The 16,735-nt window shown below is 69.1% G+C and carries 14 protein-coding genes, 1 tRNA gene and 1 pseudogene; 7 read left to right on the forward strand and 9 right to left on the reverse strand.

Annotated elements, in window-relative coordinates:
* Position 1 precedes the first annotated feature (1 nt).
* The 4 genes from AQJ27_RS20440 to AQJ27_RS20455 all read left to right on the forward strand — a co-directional run bounded on the left by AQJ27_RS20440 (position 2) and on the right by AQJ27_RS20455 (position 4,072).
* A complete protein-coding gene (locus AQJ27_RS20440) occupies positions 2–1,252 on the forward strand; it encodes a sensor histidine kinase (protein WP_067370816.1) in 1,251 nt (416 codons plus the stop codon).
* Between the two features lies 1 nt (position 1,253).
* Positions 1,254–1,934 carry a response regulator gene (locus tag AQJ27_RS20445; RefSeq protein ID WP_067370818.1) on the forward strand — a complete coding sequence of 227 codons (681 nt, stop codon included), beginning with the start codon at positions 1,254–1,256 and terminating at the stop codon, positions 1,932–1,934.
* 150 nt (positions 1,935–2,084) lie between these two features.
* Complete coding sequence (locus tag AQJ27_RS20450) at positions 2,085–3,320, forward strand: sensor histidine kinase (RefSeq protein WP_067370820.1); 1,236 nt, start codon at positions 2,085–2,087, stop codon at positions 3,318–3,320.
* A gap of 143 nt (positions 3,321–3,463) precedes the next feature.
* Positions 3,464–4,072 carry a response regulator transcription factor gene (locus AQJ27_RS20455; protein WP_067370822.1) on the forward strand — a complete coding sequence of 203 codons (609 nt, stop codon included), beginning with the start codon at positions 3,464–3,466 and terminating at the stop codon, positions 4,070–4,072.
* 27 nt (positions 4,073–4,099) lie between these two features.
* Here AQJ27_RS20455 and AQJ27_RS20460 read toward each other — a convergent pair whose 3' ends face one another.
* Positions 4,100–4,747, reverse strand: a complete 648-nt coding sequence (locus AQJ27_RS20460) for a hypothetical protein (protein ID WP_067370825.1) — start codon at positions 4,745–4,747, stop codon at positions 4,100–4,102.
* A 52-nt stretch (positions 4,748–4,799) separates the two neighbouring features.
* A complete protein-coding gene (locus tag AQJ27_RS20465) occupies positions 4,800–5,609 on the reverse strand; it encodes an AfsR/SARP family transcriptional regulator (protein ID WP_079065115.1) in 810 nt (269 codons plus the stop codon).
* Positions 5,610–6,739: 1,130 nt separating this feature from the next.
* On the opposite strand from AQJ27_RS20465, the gene AQJ27_RS56415 reads away from it, so the two are divergent.
* Together AQJ27_RS56415 and AQJ27_RS20470 are read left to right on the forward strand one after the other, a co-directional pair.
* Positions 6,740–6,801, forward strand: a tRNA-Ser gene (locus AQJ27_RS56415).
* Positions 6,802–6,975: 174 nt separating this feature from the next.
* Positions 6,976–7,616: pseudogene (locus AQJ27_RS20470) on the forward strand (IS256 family transposase); the annotation flags it as partial.
* A gap of 109 nt (positions 7,617–7,725) precedes the next feature.
* Here the strand turns inward: AQJ27_RS20470 and AQJ27_RS20475 are convergent.
* The 5 genes from AQJ27_RS20475 to AQJ27_RS20495 all read right to left on the reverse strand — a co-directional run bounded on the left by AQJ27_RS20475 (position 7,726) and on the right by AQJ27_RS20495 (position 12,813).
* Positions 7,726–8,016: a hypothetical protein gene (locus AQJ27_RS20475; RefSeq protein WP_067370827.1), complete on the reverse strand. Its 291-nt coding sequence runs from the start codon at positions 8,014–8,016 to the stop codon at positions 7,726–7,728.
* Positions 8,017–8,757: 741 nt separating this feature from the next.
* Entirely contained in the window at positions 8,758–9,066 is a 309-nt protein-coding gene (locus tag AQJ27_RS20480; RefSeq protein WP_096239909.1) for a hypothetical protein, read from the reverse strand.
* A 649-nt stretch (positions 9,067–9,715) separates the two neighbouring features.
* On the reverse strand, positions 9,716–9,988 hold the full coding sequence (locus tag AQJ27_RS20485; protein WP_067370829.1) for a glutaredoxin domain-containing protein: 273 nt from the start codon (positions 9,986–9,988) through the stop codon (positions 9,716–9,718).
* Between the two features lie 49 nt (positions 9,989–10,037).
* On the reverse strand, positions 10,038–11,396 hold the full coding sequence (locus AQJ27_RS20490; protein WP_067370831.1) for an SMI1/KNR4 family protein: 1,359 nt from the start codon (positions 11,394–11,396) through the stop codon (positions 10,038–10,040).
* A 106-nt stretch (positions 11,397–11,502) separates the two neighbouring features.
* Positions 11,503–12,813, reverse strand: a complete 1,311-nt coding sequence (locus tag AQJ27_RS20495; RefSeq protein ID WP_067370833.1) for a beta propeller repeat protein — start codon at positions 12,811–12,813, stop codon at positions 11,503–11,505.
* 45 nt (positions 12,814–12,858) lie between these two features.
* On the opposite strand from AQJ27_RS20495, the gene AQJ27_RS20500 reads away from it, so the two are divergent.
* The gene (locus tag AQJ27_RS20500) at positions 12,859–13,764 is read left to right on the forward strand and encodes a hypothetical protein (RefSeq protein ID WP_067370834.1); all 906 of its coding nucleotides are present in this window, start codon (positions 12,859–12,861) and stop codon (positions 13,762–13,764) included.
* A 136-nt stretch (positions 13,765–13,900) separates the two neighbouring features.
* Here the strand turns inward: AQJ27_RS20500 and AQJ27_RS20505 are convergent, their stop codons facing one another.
* The gene (locus tag AQJ27_RS20505; RefSeq protein WP_067370836.1) at positions 13,901–15,268 is read right to left on the reverse strand and encodes an L-serine ammonia-lyase; all 1,368 of its coding nucleotides are present in this window, start codon (positions 15,266–15,268) and stop codon (positions 13,901–13,903) included.
* Positions 15,269–15,456: 188 nt separating this feature from the next.
* Entirely contained in the window at positions 15,457–16,734 is a 1,278-nt protein-coding gene (gene glyA / locus AQJ27_RS20510; protein WP_067370838.1) for a serine hydroxymethyltransferase, read from the reverse strand.
* Position 16,735: the final 1 nt, after the last annotated feature.

The following is a 16,735-nucleotide window of genomic DNA, read 5'->3' on the forward strand; positions in this document are numbered from 1 at the left end:
CATGATTCAGCGGCCGCAGCCCAACGACCGTTTCCCCACCCCCCGGTTCCACCTCTGGAACACCGTCTCCTGGGTCCTCCTCGGCCTGTTCCCCACCGTCATCGCCGTCCTGGACGCCCAAGAGGTCAAGAAGTACTGGTCGTTGGGTCTGCTGGCCCTGATCTCCGCCGCCTACGCCGCCGTCTTCAAACTGCCCGGCAACCGGGTCCTGCGCCCCGAGGTGTTCCTCGTCGCGCTGGCGCTCACCCTCGGTGGCATCTCGTATCTGCTGGGCGGATCCGCCGCCCTCTACATCGTGTCCCTCCCGCACTTCTGGGCCTTCACCCGCACCCCCCGCCCGGCGATCGTGCTGAGCGGACTCGGCGCCGCGGCGACCGTCTTCGGCGGCACGCTCCGGCAGGGCTGGAGCCCCCAGTTCCTCACCGGCAACGTGGTGTTCACCGTCATCGGCTACGCCGCCGGGGTCGCCCTCGGCCTCTGGCTGCACCGCTTCGTCGGGCAGAGCGACGAGCGGGCGCAGCGGCTGACCGCCGAACTGGAGGAAGCCCAGCGGAAGTTGGTCGAGGCGTATCAGCGCCAGGGCGCCGCCGCCGAACGCGAGCGGATGGCCCGGGAGATCCACGACACCCTCGCCCAGGGCTTCGCCTCCATCATCGTCCTGGCGGAGGCGGCTCGCACCGGCCTCACCGAGGACCCCGCCAGGTCCGACGAGCAACTCGTGTCCATCGTGCAGACCGCCCGGGAGAACTTCGCCGAGGCCCGGGTCCTGGTCGGCGCCGCCCCGCAGAACGGCGTCACCGCCGGCCCGGTCGCCGCCACCCTGCAGCGCACCCTGGACCGGTTCGTCCAGGACACCGGACTCACGGTCGCCGCGGAACTCGCGGACGTCGAATGCGACCAGACGACCCGGATAGCACTGCTGCGCTGCACCCAGGAGTCCCTCGCCAACGTCCGTAAGCACGCCGGGGCCACCACCGTGGGCGTGGTCCTGACCCGGCAGCCGTACGGCGTCGAACTGGAGATCACCGACGACGGCCGGGGCTTTCTGGTCGAGGAGTCCAAGGGCTTCGGACTCGTCGGCATGCGCAAGCGGCTGGCCGAACTGGACGGAGACCTCACCGTCACCAGCTCCCTCGGCGACGGCACGCGCATCCTCGCCACGATCCCCGACTACACGCCGACCCCCACCACCCCGCCCACTGCCTCTCCGTCTCCATCGCCCTCTTCCACTTCGACGAGCAGTCAGGACTGACATGGCCGACCCGACCACCCCGAGTGTGCCGGCGGACCGGATCCGCGTGATCGTGGTGGACGACCACACCGTGATGCGGGCCGGAGTCGTCGCCCTCCTCGCCTCCGAGCCGTCCATCGACATCGTCGGCGAGGCGGACAACGGCGCCCAGGCCGTCGAACTCGTCGCCGACCTCGCCCCCGACGTCGCCCTTGTCGACCTGCGCATGCCCGTCCTCGACGGGGTCGCCGCGACGGAACGCATCGTCGCGGGACCGGCCCCGACCCGTGTGCTCATCCTCACCACCTACGACACGGACGTGGAGATCGAGCGCGCCGTCGAGGCCGGCGCCATCGGCTACCTCCTCAAGGACACCACCCGCGAGCAACTCGTCGACGCCATCAGGTCCGCGGCCCACGGCGAGACGGTCCTCGCCCCCAAGGTCGCCCAACGCCTCGTCGCCCGGATGCGCCGCCCCGCGCCGGTGGCCCTCACCGGCCGCGAACTCGACGTGCTGAACGCGGTCGCCGACGGCCTGTCCAACGCCGACATCGGCAAGCGGCTCGTCATCGGCGAGGCGACGGTGAAGACCCATCTGCTGCGCGTCTTCAGCAAGCTCGACGTGAACGACCGTACCCACGCGGTGGTCGTCGCCATGGAACGCGGCCTGCTCGTACGACCGGACCGGGACGCCTCCGCCTGAGTCCCGGCTCCCCACCCCAACACCCCGGCAAACAGCCAGAGTTGACGGCCATCTGCAAGGTGTCACCGTGCGTGTAACACCTTAGCGCCACACAGATGACTCGCTTATGCTCCCGGGGGTACGCGCGTAGCTGCGACAGAGGGGTAGGGGATGGTGCGCTCTGGCAGGTCATCGCAAGCGGCGGGGGAACAGGAGGAGGCCGAGCCGACGTCCGGCGCCGGCGGCCTTCTGCCCGCTCCCCGGCTGGGCCGCGTGATCCTGCTCGCCGCACTGCTGTGCTACGTCAGCGTCACCATGCTCAACATCCTGAGCTCCCACGTCTCCCGCGTCGAGGAAGGCGCGGCGCTGCTGGGCCTGTTCGCCATCTTCGGCCTGCAACTCCACCACTCCCGGCCCGGGGCGAACGCCGCCTCGCCCCGCAGCAAATGCCTCACCCTCGGCGCGCAGGCGCTGTTGACCTACCTGCCCCTGATCCTCTTCCGGTCCCAGTGGGGCTCCATGGCCGGCTTCCTGGCAGGATCCCTCTTGCTCCTGCTGTCCCCGCGCTCGGCCTGGATCATGTACGGCGCGGTGGGTCTGAGCATGCTCGCCCCGCCGCTGCTCACCGAACGGCCCATGGTCGACACTTTCTACTTCGTCCAGTCGACCCTGCTCACCGGACTGGTCGTCTACGGTCTGACACGCCTCGTCGACCTGATCCGGGTGCTGCACGAGACACGCGGCGAGCTGACCCGGGTCGCCGTGACGAGGGAGCGGCTGCGTTTCGCCCGCGATCTGCACGACCTCCTCGGCTACAGCCTCTCCGCGATCACGCTGAAGGGTGAGCTGATCCACCGGCTGCTCCCGGCCCACCCGGCGCGGGCGAAGACCGAGGTCGAGGACGTCCTGGCGATGTCCCGGCAGTCGCTCGCCGACGTGCGCAGTGTCGCCAGCGGCTACCGCGACATGTCCTTGCAGGAGGAGATCAGTTCGGCGGAGTCGGTGCTGAACGCCGCCGACGTCCGGGTGACCTCGCGCATCCGGATCGGGACGGTGGGCCAGACCCTGGACACCGTGTTCGCGACGGTGCTGCGCGAGGCGGTCACCAACGTGCTGCGGCACAGCCGCGCCACCCACTGCGAGATCGTCGCCGAGCAGGACGGGGAGCGGATGAGCCTCTCGGTGAGCAACGACGGTGTGACGCCGGGCTATCGCGACCCGTCCCCGCACAGCGGCACCGGCCTCGGCAATCTGGAGCTGCGGCTGAGCGCGGTCAACGGCACCCTGACCGTGGAGCGGGAGGGCGACGGCACGTTCCGGCTGACCGCGACGGCTCCGCTGGCCGGGGTCGACGACTCGGAGTCCCTGTGGGAGGGACCGACGGCGGGAAACCGCGCCGCGGCGTGAATCGCGACGCTCGACCGGGACCGTCGGCCGGGATCGTCGGCCGAGGCGGCTGACCGCAACCGCTTTCTGCCCGCGACGTCCAATATTCAAGCCACTTGCTATGCTGCGATTGATCGATCACGTTCGCCTGGGGGGTTGCAGCGATGATCCGGATACTGCTGGCCGAAGACATGAACATGGTGCGCGGGGCACTCGTGGCCCTGCTGAACCTGGAGAGCGACTTAGAGGTCGTGGCCGAGCTGGAGCGGGGGGACGAGATCCTCGAAACCGCACTGGCTGTCAAACCGGACATCGCCGTCATCGACATCGACCTGCCGGGCCTCGACGGTCTCGGCGCCGCCGTGCAGCTGCATGAACACCTGCCCCAGTGCCGGACGTTGATGCTCACCAGCATCGGCCGCCCCGGCACCCTGCGCCGCGCGCTGGCCGCGGAGGTGTCGGGCTACCTCCTCAAGGACGAGTCGCCGGCCGAGCTGGCCCACGCGATCCGCCGTGTCGTCGCAGGTCACCGGGTCATCGACTCCAAGCTGGCGCTTGCTTCCTGGAACGGCATGGAGAGCCCGCTGACGGAGCGTGAGGCGGAGGTGCTGCGGCTCGCCGCGGAAGGTTCCGAGGCACGGGAGATCGCCTCGCAGCTGCACCTTTCGACGGGCACGGTACGCAACTACCTCACGACGGTGGTGACAAAGCTCAACGCCCGCAACCGAGTTGACGCGATCCGGATCGCGAGGGACGCGGGCTGGCTCCTGTGACCCGGGCCGGCTCCCCCAGGGGCGGGTTCAGCGGCCGGTGGCCCCGGCTTCCGCGGAGTCGTCGTCGGCGGCGACGGCCATCCCCGCGGCGGCGAGATAGCGCAGTACGCTTTCGGTCACCTGGGGTGGCAGCGGCAGGGACGCCGCGGCGGCCTCGTGGGTGACGGGCCAGGCCAGCAGCGCGACCACCATCGCGGCCTCGGGCCGGTGCAGCACCACGCGGTGCGGGCAGCCGGCGGCCTCCAGTGAGAACCCGGACGGAACGGACGTGAGGACGGCGGTGCCGGGGAGCCGGACCGGCTGGACGCCGGACAGCCGGAGGGTGAAGGGCGCGTCGGGGACGAGCGGGAACACCGAGAGCAGCGGGCCCCGCAGATCGTCCACACCGAGCGTGCGGACCACGAGATGGGACAGCCGGGTCAGCGTGGGAAGCATGAACGCACGGACATCGACGGGCTGTTCGGCGTGCTGCCGGCCGGAAGCGGCGGCGTTGCCCAGCAGGACGGGACCCAGTTCCATGCGCCGGAGGGTCTCGTAGACGAGGGGGTCGGGTCGTTCCAGGCGGTCCACGCCCCAACGGCTGGTGAGGACCAACTGTTCACCGCGAGCGGTGCGGTGCAGTACCACGTCCTCGGACAACGACCAGAGGTGGACGATGACGACGTCTGGGGACATACGTCGCATGGCGTGCCTTTCGATCTGAAGAGGCGCCCTGGGCAGCCATTCCTTAAAACGTGGCGAGGCTGGGCACAGGCGCGTCCAGGAGCGGGTCGCAGGTCAGTACCCAGCGTTGGAGTTCCTGCAGTCGGCGCGAGGGCTCGATGCCCAGTTCCCGTACGGTCGTGTCACGCAGCCGCCGGAAGACCTCCAGCGCCTGCGAGGTGCGGCCGCTGCGGTAGAGGGCGAGTATGAGTTGCGCGTGCAGGTTCTCCTGCAACGGGTGCCGGCAGGTGAGCGCGGTCAGTTCGCTGATGAGGTGAGTGTGCCGCCCGAGCCGCAGGTCCGCCGCGATCCTGGCCTCCAGGGCGGCCAGCCGCATCTCGTCGAGCCGCAGCGCCTCCGCACGCAACGCCCCGCTCTCGCGCGCCTCGTCCAGCGCCGGCCCGCGCCACATGCCGAGCGCGTCGGCGAGCAGCCGTGCGCCCTCCTCGTCCTCACCGCGGGCGAGGATGTGCATGGCACGCAGTACGGTCGTCTCGAAGTCCCGCGCGTCGACACGGAGGTCGGACGTGCCGAGCCGGTAGCCGGTGTTGCCCCGTCCGAGCACCTCTTTGGGATCGAGCCCCGGTGTGCGCGACGAGGCCACCGCGATGCGCTGGCGCAGCTGCTTGACGTACGTCTGCACGGCCGCGGACGGTCCGGCGGGAGGCCGTCCGGCCCACAGCTCCTCCGCGATGGCGGACATCCCGACCTCGCGTCCGGCGCCGACGGCCAGCAGGGCGAGCAGTCTCCGCTGCTTGGCAGCGCTCGGCACGACCGACACGCCGCCGACGGTGACCACCAGGGGACCCAGCAACCCGATCTCCAGACGTGTCATGTCAATTCCTTCCGTTGCGAACGGACTTGAGCGTCGCACGCGGAAGAGCCTGGACGACAGTGACGGCTCCACGACTGAGGCGTGAATGCGGGAACGCCCGGACCATGAGAAGTTCACATACCCGCGGAAGGCCTTCGTAGATCGTCCTTGGCCGAATACCCCGGACGCGCCATGGCCGGTCAGGCGGGGAGTTTCACCACGTGGGATTCACGCGGTGCGCGAAGAGACAGCCACCCGGAACCCGTCTCCGTTGGCGGTGCCGCTCGTCTTCGGACGTCCTGTTCGCGCGACGGGGTGATGACGAGCCTGCCTTCCGACGTGCCGCGGCTGACGGTCAGGGCGGATCGGAAGTGGCCGAGGATGCCACGAACCCCGGAGGGAACGCCCTGACAGCGCGGAAAGAAACGGACGCGCCGGCCAGGGCCTATTTCCTCAGCACTCGATGATGTTGACCGCGAGCCCGCCCCGCGCCGTCTCCTTGTACTTGACGGACATGTGGGCCGCTTTTGATCACGGCTCTGACCTGGTGTTTTGGTGCGGCAGACGCGGCTCGCGCGGCACCGGGGATTTTTCGGGGACTTCTTGCGGACGCTTACCTACAAGGTATCCGGCGGCGCTCGGTATCCGTTGTGCAGGTCCGGATCAAGAGCGGGTGTTGACGTCCGGGCATGCGCCCGAGCCGACGAACCGGCGCACTCGTAATGCGTAGGTCTCGGGTTCGAATCCCGAAGGCGGCTCCAGTTGTTACCCCAGGTCAGGCCTTTGACCTGGGGATTCTTGTTGTTCGTGCTGTCTCGTCCGAGTGGTGGTGTGGGTGGTGACCTACGTATCGTGATGCGTAGGTCAGAGGTTTGGTGGCGAGGGTGGCTCATGGGGTTGGGCACGTGGGTGCGCCCCTGACCTGTAGCTTGTGTCAATTGGCTGATGCCATGTCAGTTCCGACTGTTATTGGGATGCGCGAGGGGAGCGCATCGGTGCACCAGGTGTGCGGCAGACGGCGCGGACGGCGGGTGGTCGAACGAGGTGCGCCGACCGTGCTCAGGCTGTCGATGGCGGACAGCTTGAGATGGAGCTGACGTTCGATTGACGCGGCAACCTGAGATGGGTGCGGTGATGGCACCGTGATCGCCGCCGAAGAGGGAGAGCTGTCTTTGCATGGCGGATGTCAGGGGTTCGACTCCCCTAGGCTCCACAACATCAGACTCTCCTGACCTGTGGAAACGTAGCCAGCGGGGTCTTTTTGTCCCGATTTTTTGTGCTGACGTGGCAGCACGGTAGTGCTGACGAGCTGTGGTCGGAGGCCCGAGATTCCGGGGAATCTCGGGGTTTGCTGCTCGCCGCTCGAGCGAAGTCGAGAGTGGGGGAGGTCGGTGACAGCGAGACCGAGGCGTTCTGGAGCGAGTTCCTGCGCTCCTTGCGCGAACGTGGCCTGGGCGGGGTCCGGCTGGTGATCTCCGACAGTCACAGCGGCCTGGTGGCCGCGATCCGCAAGGTCATGCTCGGCGCCGCCTGGCAGCGCTGTCGTGTTCACTTCCTGCGGAACGTGTTCTCCGTGATCCCCAAGGGATCCGGGGAATTGGTCGCGGCGACCATCCGCACCATCTTCATCCAGCCCACCGCCAAAGCCGTCCACCACCAGCTCGATGCGGTGGCCGACATGCTCGGACAGCAGTTCCCCAAGGTCAGGCAGATGCTCCTGGACGCCAAGGAGGACCTGACCGCCTTCGCTGCCTTCCCCATCTCCCACTGGAAGAAGATCCAGTCCTCAAATCCCCTGGAACGGATCAACCGCGAGATCAAGCGCCGCACCGACGTCGTGCAGGTCTTCCCCAACCCGGCCGCCCTCGAACGGCTGGTCACCGCCGTGCTCAGCGAGATGCACGACGAATGGATCGCCTTCCCCGCCGCTACCTGTCCGAAGGCAGCATGACGGCCATCTACGCCGCCGAACACGCCGACCACACCACCCAAGCACTCCCCAACACCCCAAACGCTACGAACGATTGATCGCCTACACCATCACAGGGGACGTGACCGGCCGCTGGGCCCGGTGCTGGCCGCCTTCTACCTGTTGTGGACGGCCGCAGCGTTCCTCTTCTGACCAGGAGCGCGCCAGTCAGCGGTTCCGGTGGTCGTGGGTACCGGCATCGCCGTGTTTGGCTTGAGCTCGACGAACCCTGTCCAGGTGCATCGCCTGCCGCCGGGTGAGCAGCTCGTCGACGGGCACGAGCACGCGGTCCCACGCCGGTTCGGCGTCCGCCGAGTCGATGGGGATACGCGCATAGTCCTGAGCCGCGGTGATGGCCCTGTCGTAGAGGACCTGTTCTTCTGGAAGCGCGGCCGAACGCTCGCGCCGGAGCCACTGGATCAGCCAGGGGATGTCTCGGGGCCAGTTCGGGTTCGCCAAGGAACGCACCCTCAGATATCCCAGTTGATCCCACCATCGACGACTGTGCCACTTCCGGGAGTTCGCCGGCGGCAGGCCACGGGGCAGGGCTTTCACCTATTCATTGTGGCCGGTGAGTGCACTGTCGGGCTACGGAGTATCCCGCTGACCTCGGCCGGCTGCCCCTGGGTCCGGGCTCTTGACCACGCTCAGCAGGACGGGCTGGACGATCTTCTCCTCGGCCCGTGCCCGACCAGGCCTGCACGGAATTCCCACAGCACCGGGATGTCCGGCACGGGGCCATCCAGCTCCACGCGCGAGTGCATACGTGAAGTCCGCTGAGCGTTGCCGAGTCAGCCGTCCAGACCTTTTTCCGCTGGACGGCCAGCGCCGCTGCGACGGGCTCGCGGCCGTCGGGTGCGTCGCGGGCGGGTTCGAACCGCTGCGTAAGCGCGGTGATTTTGACCCGGTGAGCACTCGCAGCGCCCTCACCGGCCTCGACTACTTCGCCGGGAAGGTGCAGTCGTAGTAGAACGGCCCCCACCGGGGTTGGCTTCCTCATCGACGCCTTCCCGCCGTGCGTGGAGGGCACGATGAACCGCGCCTTCGCCCAGACGGACGCCTTGGCCAGCTATCCCGCCCTCCCGGCTGCGACCCACCCATCGGCGGCCACTGACCTCAGCCGTCCACGGCGGCCACCTTCTGACCGTGGCGCTCACCTGCAGCTTCTCGCTCATTTGCGGTGGGTGACACGTTCGTTGACTAGCGGTAGTCGTCCGGGTACGACTGCATCCAAGTGTTGATCTTGTCGCGGGTCGTGACCAGCAGGCTCTGGTGCTTGTGGAGGTTGTCGAACGTGAAGTCACCGTCCAGCGCGGTCTGCATCTGCCCGATCCAGGCAAGCGGCTGCCTGAAGTGTGCTGTGCCCTTCGGGCTGGCCTTCATGGAGTTGCCGAGATCGTCGAGGTTGGTCAGGAGGCGGTTGAGGAAGTACTGGCAGTTTCCGGGGGTCCCACAGCTGTCGTTGTACGTTGCTTGCAGTACTGCGAAGGCGTCTCGTACCTGCGGCACGGCCGCGCCCGGAGCAGCCGGGGTGGTCGGGTAGCCATTCGATGCGGCGGTGCTCGGCGTTGACGAACTCCCGATCATTTTTGCCGCAGTGCTCCCGGGCGTCGGCGTCGCCGTGACCGAGGAATCCGAGGGCCCGGACCCGGCCTCGGCGCTGTGTCCACCAGAGCAGCCGGTCGCGAGAGCGGCTGCGAGTAGCACGACGGCCACTCCGGGTATGAGCTGGGTTTGACGCACGGCTTGTCCTCGAGTTCCGGGATGATGAACAGGGCGATACGCGTGCATACCCTGTGCTGGTGTCCGCTGTCCATCTGGCGCAGGTGGAGGGGATCCGCGAGGGTGCGGACCCGGTAGGAAGTCAGGCGAGCTATTTATGACGCCGTCGCCGTCCCTGTAGTGGCAGGTCTGCGTGATCGACTGCCTCTGCACGACGGGGCGCGCGGCGCAGGCCGATACCGCGGAGTGGGTGTTGCGGCTGGAAATGGCTTCCCTCCCGCTCGACCGTCGTGTTCCGGGTTCTACGACGGCATGGTCCAGGTGCTGTGCGAGGCGAAACAGAGCGGGCTCGCGTTGGAGTGGCGTCAGACGGCCCTCGACGGCGACCAGGCCGACCACAGGCCGTCGGCTCCGGCCCTCTGCTCTCAGCGCCAGGTCAGGACGAGAGTAGGTGCGGCGCGTACTCGCGGACCGCATCCAGCAGTTGCCGCTTCGACGGGTTGACCATGGCGTGCCCGGCGACGGTGACGGTGGGCACCGTCTCGTTTCCGTCCGCGACGGAGCGGACGAACGCCGCTGCGTCCTTGTCCCGCCAGATGTTCCGCTTGGTGTAACGCAGGCGCGTGAAGAGCAGGCTCAGCCGCAGGTTCATGCAGAACACGCAGCCGGGCCGCCAGTACATCACGACGCCGTCGCTTTCCTCGGTCATGCACTTCCCCCGTACGGTGTTGCTGTCCCTGGCGGCCGGAACTTCCAGCCTATGGGACACCGGGGCCCGTACCTCGGGGCGTGGCCAGGATCCCGCGGCCGCGGTCCGAGGTGATCAGCTGAGCCAGGACCGGGTCGGCGAACAGGGATATCGGGGCAATATGGTCCTCGCACACCGGGTGCCACAGGCGTAGCGCTGCACGGAGTTCGGGCCAGGCTTCGTCGCACAGGCCCGCGCGGGCCGTGCGGACCTTGGCGGGGTCGGACATTGGGTCGGGTTCGGGCCGCGGGCCGCCGCCCGCGTACAGGGTGACGACGATCGGCCCCGTACGGATCGGCGGTTCGTCGGGAGCCTGAAAGGCCGGCTGCCCGGCGAGGCGGTCGGCGACGGCGTGCACGGCCGCGTCGAACTCGGGTCCGCCGAAGGTGAGCCGGAAGCCCGGCTCGGCCGCCCGGGCCTCGTAGTCGGCGACGAGCGCCCGCACAGGTGCGGGCGCGTGCTCCTTGAGCCGCGGCAGGGGCCGCAGGTCGTGGGGGTGCGCGAGTTGGTCCTGCCGGACCAGGAGCGGCAGGAGTTCCGCGGCGAAGAGCGGGCTGAGCAGGAGGTCGTCGTTCCCCGGGCGGTACCACATCAGGCTCGCGATGTGGCCGCGCCAGTCGCCGAGCATCGCCTTCATCTGCATGCTCAGCACGTCTGCTCGCTCCCGCCCGTACTCGTGCGCCTGGGCGAACACCGACAGCGGTCCGTCGACCGCCCCGGCCAGCGCCTCGCATCGGGCCCGCTCGACCTCCGCGTCCCAGTGGTCCCGGGTGGCGCCCGGCGGCTTGCGCAGGGCGTGGAAGGACACCCACTGTCGGTGCATGAGGTCGTGGAAGGAGCCGTACCGCTCCGGTCCCTCGCCGGACCAGGAGGCGAGCCAGTACGCCGCCCACTCGCCGTCTACGTCCATGTCGTCGGGGTCGAGCAGCATGACCGCCGCGTCACCCTCAAGGGACAGGCGCAGGCAGCGCGCTAGGACCTTTGCCTCCTGAACGCCGAACGCCTCCTCACCGTCCTCGTCCTCTTCGACGTCGTCCTCCGCGAGGTCTTCCCAGACCTCGATCCAGGTGCGGTCGTCGGTGTCCCGCAGCCATTCCAGCTCCGCGGCGCCCGCCAGCCGGTAGATGAAGTTGCCCGCGTCCCGCCACCCGTTGGTGACCAGCAGGAACTCCCGCAGCGAAGGCGGCAGCCGGCGCCCCAGCCGGGCCTCGGCCGCAGCGACCTCGGCCTCACTGGCCGGCGCGAACCCGAGCCAGGCGTCCCGCACGACCTCCTGCGCGAGCGGTGCGTCCTTGTCCGGGTCGTGCCCCGCGATCCACTCCGCGCTCCACTGCTCCAGAAACGGCCGCCACGTCGTACGCTCACCCATCGTCCCCTCCGCCTCTCGCTCTCCGTCGTCCGACTTCACCTCACCACAGGGGTACGACAACGGGTTGCGGCCCGACTCGGCTACGCCCGCCTTCCGCGGGAAGAGATCAAGACCCGTGACCGCGCCCCGGCCCCGGGCTTCGAGAGAGCCAGAGGTCCCGGTTGCCCGCGATCAGCACGCGCCCGTCCGCGAGGGTGACCGCCGTTCTCGGGGGGTCCTCGCTGCAGCCGAGGCCGCCGCGTTTCCAGCCCGTGGTCGTCCCGTTGCCGACCCAGACGGAACTGCACAGCACCGTGCGGGTGTTCGGCTTGGACTTGGGCCGGGGGGCCGAGCCGACCAGGACCGGGTGGCCCGCGGAGTCGACGGTCGCGGCAGTGATCTCGCCGGTGCCCATTGCCGAAGTGTCCATCCGGGTCCAGTGGGTGCCGTCCTTGCTGGTGAGAACCAGAGGGAGGGAGTCGTAGAAGGCGCCGGCCCTGGCATAGCCGCCCATGGCGAACCAGTGGTCCGACGCGTACAGGATGCTGTGCACCTGTGTGCCCGGTGGCATCCCGGTGATTTCGCCGGACGTCCAGTGCGCGCCGCCGTCCGCGCTGCGCCAGAACGGGATCGTGCCCGAGGAGTGGAAGTCGAAGGCGTTGGTCGCTGCCGCGCCGAAGGCGACGACCTCCTTGCCGTTGACGCCGAAGTCGCCCACGGGTGTGGACGGTTGCCGACCGTCGATCGGCGGCAGCGGCACGCGACGCACGGTCTTGCCCGCGTCGTCGGACGCGAACACGTACGGAGACTCCACCTGGTCGACGCTCTGGCCGCCGCCGATCAGCAGGAGTGAGCCGACCCTGACCGCGGTGTTCACCGAGGCGTCGTCCGCGGTCTCCTGCTCGGGGCGGGTGTTGAACGTCAGTGGCAGCGTGGCGAGCCGGAACTGCTCGCCGTTCGGTGCCCGGCGGGTCAACGTGGCGCCGACACCGATCAGCGAACCGTCGTCCCACGGCACCACCACGTCGCCCGGCAGGCCGCCACCGGGCCAGCCGCTGCGCATGGAGTACGGCACGTCGGTTTCGTCGTCGGCGCCCGGCTTCGGGGTGATCGAGAGCTTCGTACAGCCGTCGGAACCAGTCCAGTTGACGTTCACATAGCGGTACCCGTTGGCGAATGTCCCCTCGCCCAGGGCGCAGTCACCCAGCGGCACCAGCTGGCGCAGACCCTCGCGGGGCGCCACGTACCCCTTGTTGTGCGGGCCGGTCACCGACGGGTAGTCCACCGCGCCCGCATACTCCTTGAACCCGAGCTCTGCCGCGCTCGTGTCCCCCGTGCCGGTGTCCCCTGCGTTGATCCTGCCGCAGCCGCCCAGTACCAGGGCCGCACTGGCTGCCAGGCTCGCGACGGCGGCGAGCCTCCCCCCACGTGTTCTCATCCCTCCACGCTACTGAACTCGAACACGTGAATGCCGGGCGCTGCCATGGGGGGTGCTGCATACGGCAGCCTCGGCTACGACGGATTCCACGACTGGCCCCTGCTCCAGGACCGCTACACGCTCGCCGTCCTGTTCGAATACGCTGCCACCCTCGGCCTCATCGGCATCGAGTACGTTCCGCCCGTCGGCGCCCGCGAGGACTACCGCGACAACTGGGGCGGCGACGACCTCGACCAACTCTCCTGCTATGACGGCCCGCTCGCCCTGTGCCTGAACCCACTCGGCGCGTACGCCACCGGCCGCGCCCCCGCCTGCATCCCCGCGCCAGACCCCGTCGACACAGACTGCCCCGGCATCAAGGGCCTGCCGAATTTCGGCATCGTCGCCCTCCATGGACTGCGTCCCGCCGATGCCCTGCTCTTGGACACCTTCGCCGACAAGACCTCCGACCGGGTGTGGACCCCGAGCGCCGTGGACACCAAGCGCACCCTGAAGGAACTCCGCTGTTGCCTCGCGCAGGCGTCCTCGCAGCCGCTGCCGCGAACCGTCACCACCTACATCCGCGACACCGAAACCCACATGGCACCGCCGTGGGTGCGCCTTCAGACCGCGCACGCCGCTGCCGGACTGCTCGCCGACACCGCACCCGGCCGTGCCGCCGACCTGATGGAGACAGCTGTCCGGCTGCTGCCGCAGGTGGCGCCGCGCCGGCTCGGCCGTGCCGACCGGCAGCAGGCACTGCGCGGTCTCACCAGCCTGCCCCATGACGCCGCCGCCCTCGCCGTCCCCGAGCCCGAGCGGGCGATGCGGGCCCTGCGCCTGCTGGAGGCAGGCCGGGCAGTGCCGCTCAGCCAGGCCCTGGAGACTCGCGACGACCTCAGCGACCTACGCCGTTCCCACCCATCAAGAGCGCCGCGTCGGTCGTGGAGTAGGCCCGTTGCCCACCCGTAAACAGCGACGTGCCCTGGGGAGTTTTCGGGGACTTTCACGTCTGTCCCGGGGAGTTTCGGGGGACTTTCCGCCGCGTAAGCAGGGAAGGCCCTGACAGCGCTGAAAGATAAGAACGCGCTGGTCAGGGCCCACTTGCTCAGCACTCGATGATGTTCACCGCGAGCCCGCCCCGCGCCGTCTCCTTGTACTTGACGCTCATGTCCGCGCCCGTCTCCTTCATGGTCTTGATGACCTTGTCGAGGGAGACCTTGTGGGAGCCGTCGCCGCGCATGGCCATGCGGGCGGCGGTGACCGCCTTGACCGCTGCCATGCCGTTGCGCTCGATGCAGGGGATCTGGACGAGGCCACCGACCGGGTCGCAGGTGAGGCCGAGGTTGTGTTCCATGCCGATCTCGGCGGCGTTCTCGACCTGTTCGGGGCTGCCGCCGAGGACCTCGGCGAGGGCGCCCGCGGCCATCGAGCAGGCCGAGCCGACCTCGCCCTGGCAGCCGACCTCGGCGCCTGAGATGGAGGCGTTCTCCTTGAAGAGCATCCCGATGGCGCCGGCGGCGAGCAGGAAGCGCACGACGCCGTCCTCGTCCGCGCCCGGGATGAAGTTGATGTAGTAGTGGAGGACCGCCGGGATGATGCCCGCGGCGCCGTTCGTGGGGGCCGTGACCACCCGGCCGCCCGCCGCGTTCTCCTCGTTCACCGCCATGGCGTAGAGCGTGATCCACTCCATCGCGTGGGCCAACGCGTCGCCCTCCGCCCGCAGCTGGCGGGCCGAGACGGCGGCGCGGCGGCGGACCTTGAGCCCGCCCGGCAGGATGCCCTCGCGGGACATGCCCCGGGAGACGCACGCCTGCATCACGCGCCAGATCGCGAGCAGGCCCTCGCGGATCTCCTCCTCGGTGCGCCAGGCCCGCTCGTTCTCCAGCATCAGGGCGGAGATCGACAGGCCGGTCTCCTTCGTGAGCCGCAGCAGCTCGTCGCCCGTGCGGAACGGGTACTTGAGCACCGTGTCGTCGAGCTTGATGCGGTCCTCGCCCACCGCGTCCTCGTCGACCACGAAGCCGCCGCCGACCGAGTAGTACGTCTTCTCCAGGACGAGTGCGCCGGAGGCGTCGTACGCGAAGACCGTCATGCCGTTGGCGTGGTACGGCAGGGCCTTGCGGCGGTGCAGGACCAGGTCGTCGGCGAAGGAGAAGGCGATCTCGTGCGTGCCGAGGAGCGAGAGGCGGCCCGACGACTTGATCTGCTCCACGCGGTCGTCGGCGCCCTCCACGTCCACGGTGCGCGGCGAGGCCCCCTCCAGGCCCAGCAGCACCGCCTTGGGGGTGCCGTGGCCATGGCCGGTGGCGCCCAGGGAGCCGTAGAGCTCCGCCCGGACGGAGGCCACGGAGTCCAGCAGCTCCTCGTTGCGCAGCCGGCGGGCGAACATGCGCGCCGCACGCATCGGGCCCACCGTGTGGGAACTCGACGGGCCTATGCCGATCGAGAACAGGTCGAAGACCGAGATGGCCACGGGGACTCCTCACAACAGGGGTGGTGCAGGTGGGCGGGCGCCGCGCACACCTCACGGTTCCAGTGTGCGCGGCATCCTGGTGAATCGTACGTTCCGTGCGAATTTCTGTACGAAAGTGAACTTTCGCAGGAACTGGTTCTGTACTGCTTCAGGCGGTACTACTTCAGGCGGTACTACTTCAGGCGGTACTACTTCAGGCCGGGGTACAGCGGGTGCTTGTCGGCCAGGGCGGAGACCCGGGACTTGAGGGACTCCGCGTCGGCCGCCCCGAAGGGAGAGGGCGCCTTCAGCGCCTCGGCGATGATGTCCGCGACCTCGGTGAAGTCCTCGGCCTGGAAGCCGCGGGTGGCGAGGGCGGGCGTGCCGATGCGCAGGCCCGAGGTCACCATCGGGGGCCGCGGGTCATTCGGGATCGCGTTCCGGTTGACCGTGATGCCGACCTCGTGGAGACGGTCCTCGGCCTGCTGACCGTCCAGCTCGGAGTTGCGCAGGTCGACCAGGACCAGGTGCACGTCCGTGCCGCCGGACAGGACGTCCACGCCGACGGCCTTGACGTCGTCCTGGACCAGGCGCTCGGCCAGGATCCGCGCGCCGTCCAGCGTGCGCTGCTGGCGCTCCTTGAAGTCGTCGGAGGCGGCGACCTTGAAGGAGACGGCCTTCGCGGCGATCACGTGCTCCAGCGGACCACCCTGCTGGCCGGGGAAGACCGCGGAGTTGATCTTCTTGGCCAGCTCGGCGGTGGACAGGATCACGCCACCGCGCGGGCCGCCCAGCGTCTTGTGGGTCGTGGTCGTGACCACGTGGGCGTGCGGCACCGGGTTCGGGTGCAGGCCCGCGGCCACGAGGCCCGCGAAGTGCGCCATGTCGACCATCAGGTACGCGCCGACCTCGTCCGCGATCCGGCGGAACGCGGCGAAGTCCAGCTGACGCGGGTAGGCCGACCAGCCCGCCACGATCAGCTGCGGCCTGGACTCCTTGGCGAGGCGCTCGACCTCGTCCATGTCGACCTGACCGGTCTCTTCGTTCACGTGGTACGCGACCACGTTGTACAGCTTGCCGGAGAAGTTGATCTTCATGCCGTGGGTGAGGTGCCCGCCGTGCGCGAGGTTCAGACCCATGATCGTGTCGCCCGGCTTCAGCAGCGCGAACATCGCCGCCGCGTTGGCCTGGGCGCCCGAGTGGGGCTGCACGTTCGCGTGCTCGGCGCCGAAGAGCGCCTTGACGCGGTCGATGGCGATCTGCTCGACCACGTCGACGTGCTCGCAGCCGCCGTAGTAGCGGCGGCCCGGGTAGCCCTCGGCGTACTTGTTGGTCAGGACCGAGCCCTGGGCCTCCATGACCGCGACCGGAGCGAAGTTCTCCGAGGCGATCATCTCCAGGGTGGACTGCTGGCGGTGCAGCTCGGCGTCGACGGCGGCGGCGACGTCCGGGTCCAGCTCGTGCAGGGGCGTGTTCAGAAGCGACATC

It is taken from the genome of Streptomyces olivochromogenes, from assembly GCF_001514115.1.
Lineage (GTDB): Bacteria > Actinomycetota > Actinomycetes > Streptomycetales > Streptomycetaceae > Streptomyces > Streptomyces olivochromogenes.

Excerpts from the sequence above, each read along its gene's own strand:
- AQJ27_RS20460 (WP_067370825.1), bottom strand. The coding sequence starts at position 4,747 with ATGTCCCCAGACGTCGTCATCGTCCACCTCTGGTCGTTGTCCGAGGAC.
- AQJ27_RS20465 (WP_079065115.1), bottom strand. The coding sequence starts at position 5,609 with ATGACACGTCTGGAGATCGGGTTGCTGGGTCCCCTGGTGGTCACCGTC.
- AQJ27_RS20445 (WP_067370818.1), top strand. The coding sequence starts at position 1,254 with ATGGCCGACCCGACCACCCCGAGTGTGCCGGCGGACCGGATCCGCGTG.
- AQJ27_RS20450 (WP_067370820.1), top strand. The coding sequence starts at position 2,085 with ATGGTGCGCTCTGGCAGGTCATCGCAAGCGGCGGGGGAACAGGAGGAG.
- AQJ27_RS20455 (WP_067370822.1), top strand. The coding sequence starts at position 3,464 with ATGATCCGGATACTGCTGGCCGAAGACATGAACATGGTGCGCGGGGCA.
- AQJ27_RS20490 (WP_067370831.1), bottom strand. The coding sequence starts at position 11,396 with ATGGGTGAGCGTACGACGTGGCGGCCGTTTCTGGAGCAGTGGAGCGCG.
- AQJ27_RS20485 (WP_067370829.1), bottom strand. The coding sequence starts at position 9,988 with ATGACCGAGGAAAGCGACGGCGTCGTGATGTACTGGCGGCCCGGCTGC.
- glyA (WP_067370838.1), bottom strand. The coding sequence starts at position 16,734 with ATGTCGCTTCTGAACACGCCCCTGCACGAGCTGGACCCGGACGTCGCC.
- AQJ27_RS20495 (WP_067370833.1), bottom strand. The coding sequence starts at position 12,813 with ATGAGAACACGTGGGGGGAGGCTCGCCGCCGTCGCGAGCCTGGCAGCC.
- AQJ27_RS20500 (WP_067370834.1), top strand. The coding sequence starts at position 12,859 with ATGGGGGGTGCTGCATACGGCAGCCTCGGCTACGACGGATTCCACGAC.
- AQJ27_RS20440 (WP_067370816.1), top strand. The coding sequence starts at position 2 with ATGATTCAGCGGCCGCAGCCCAACGACCGTTTCCCCACCCCCCGGTTC.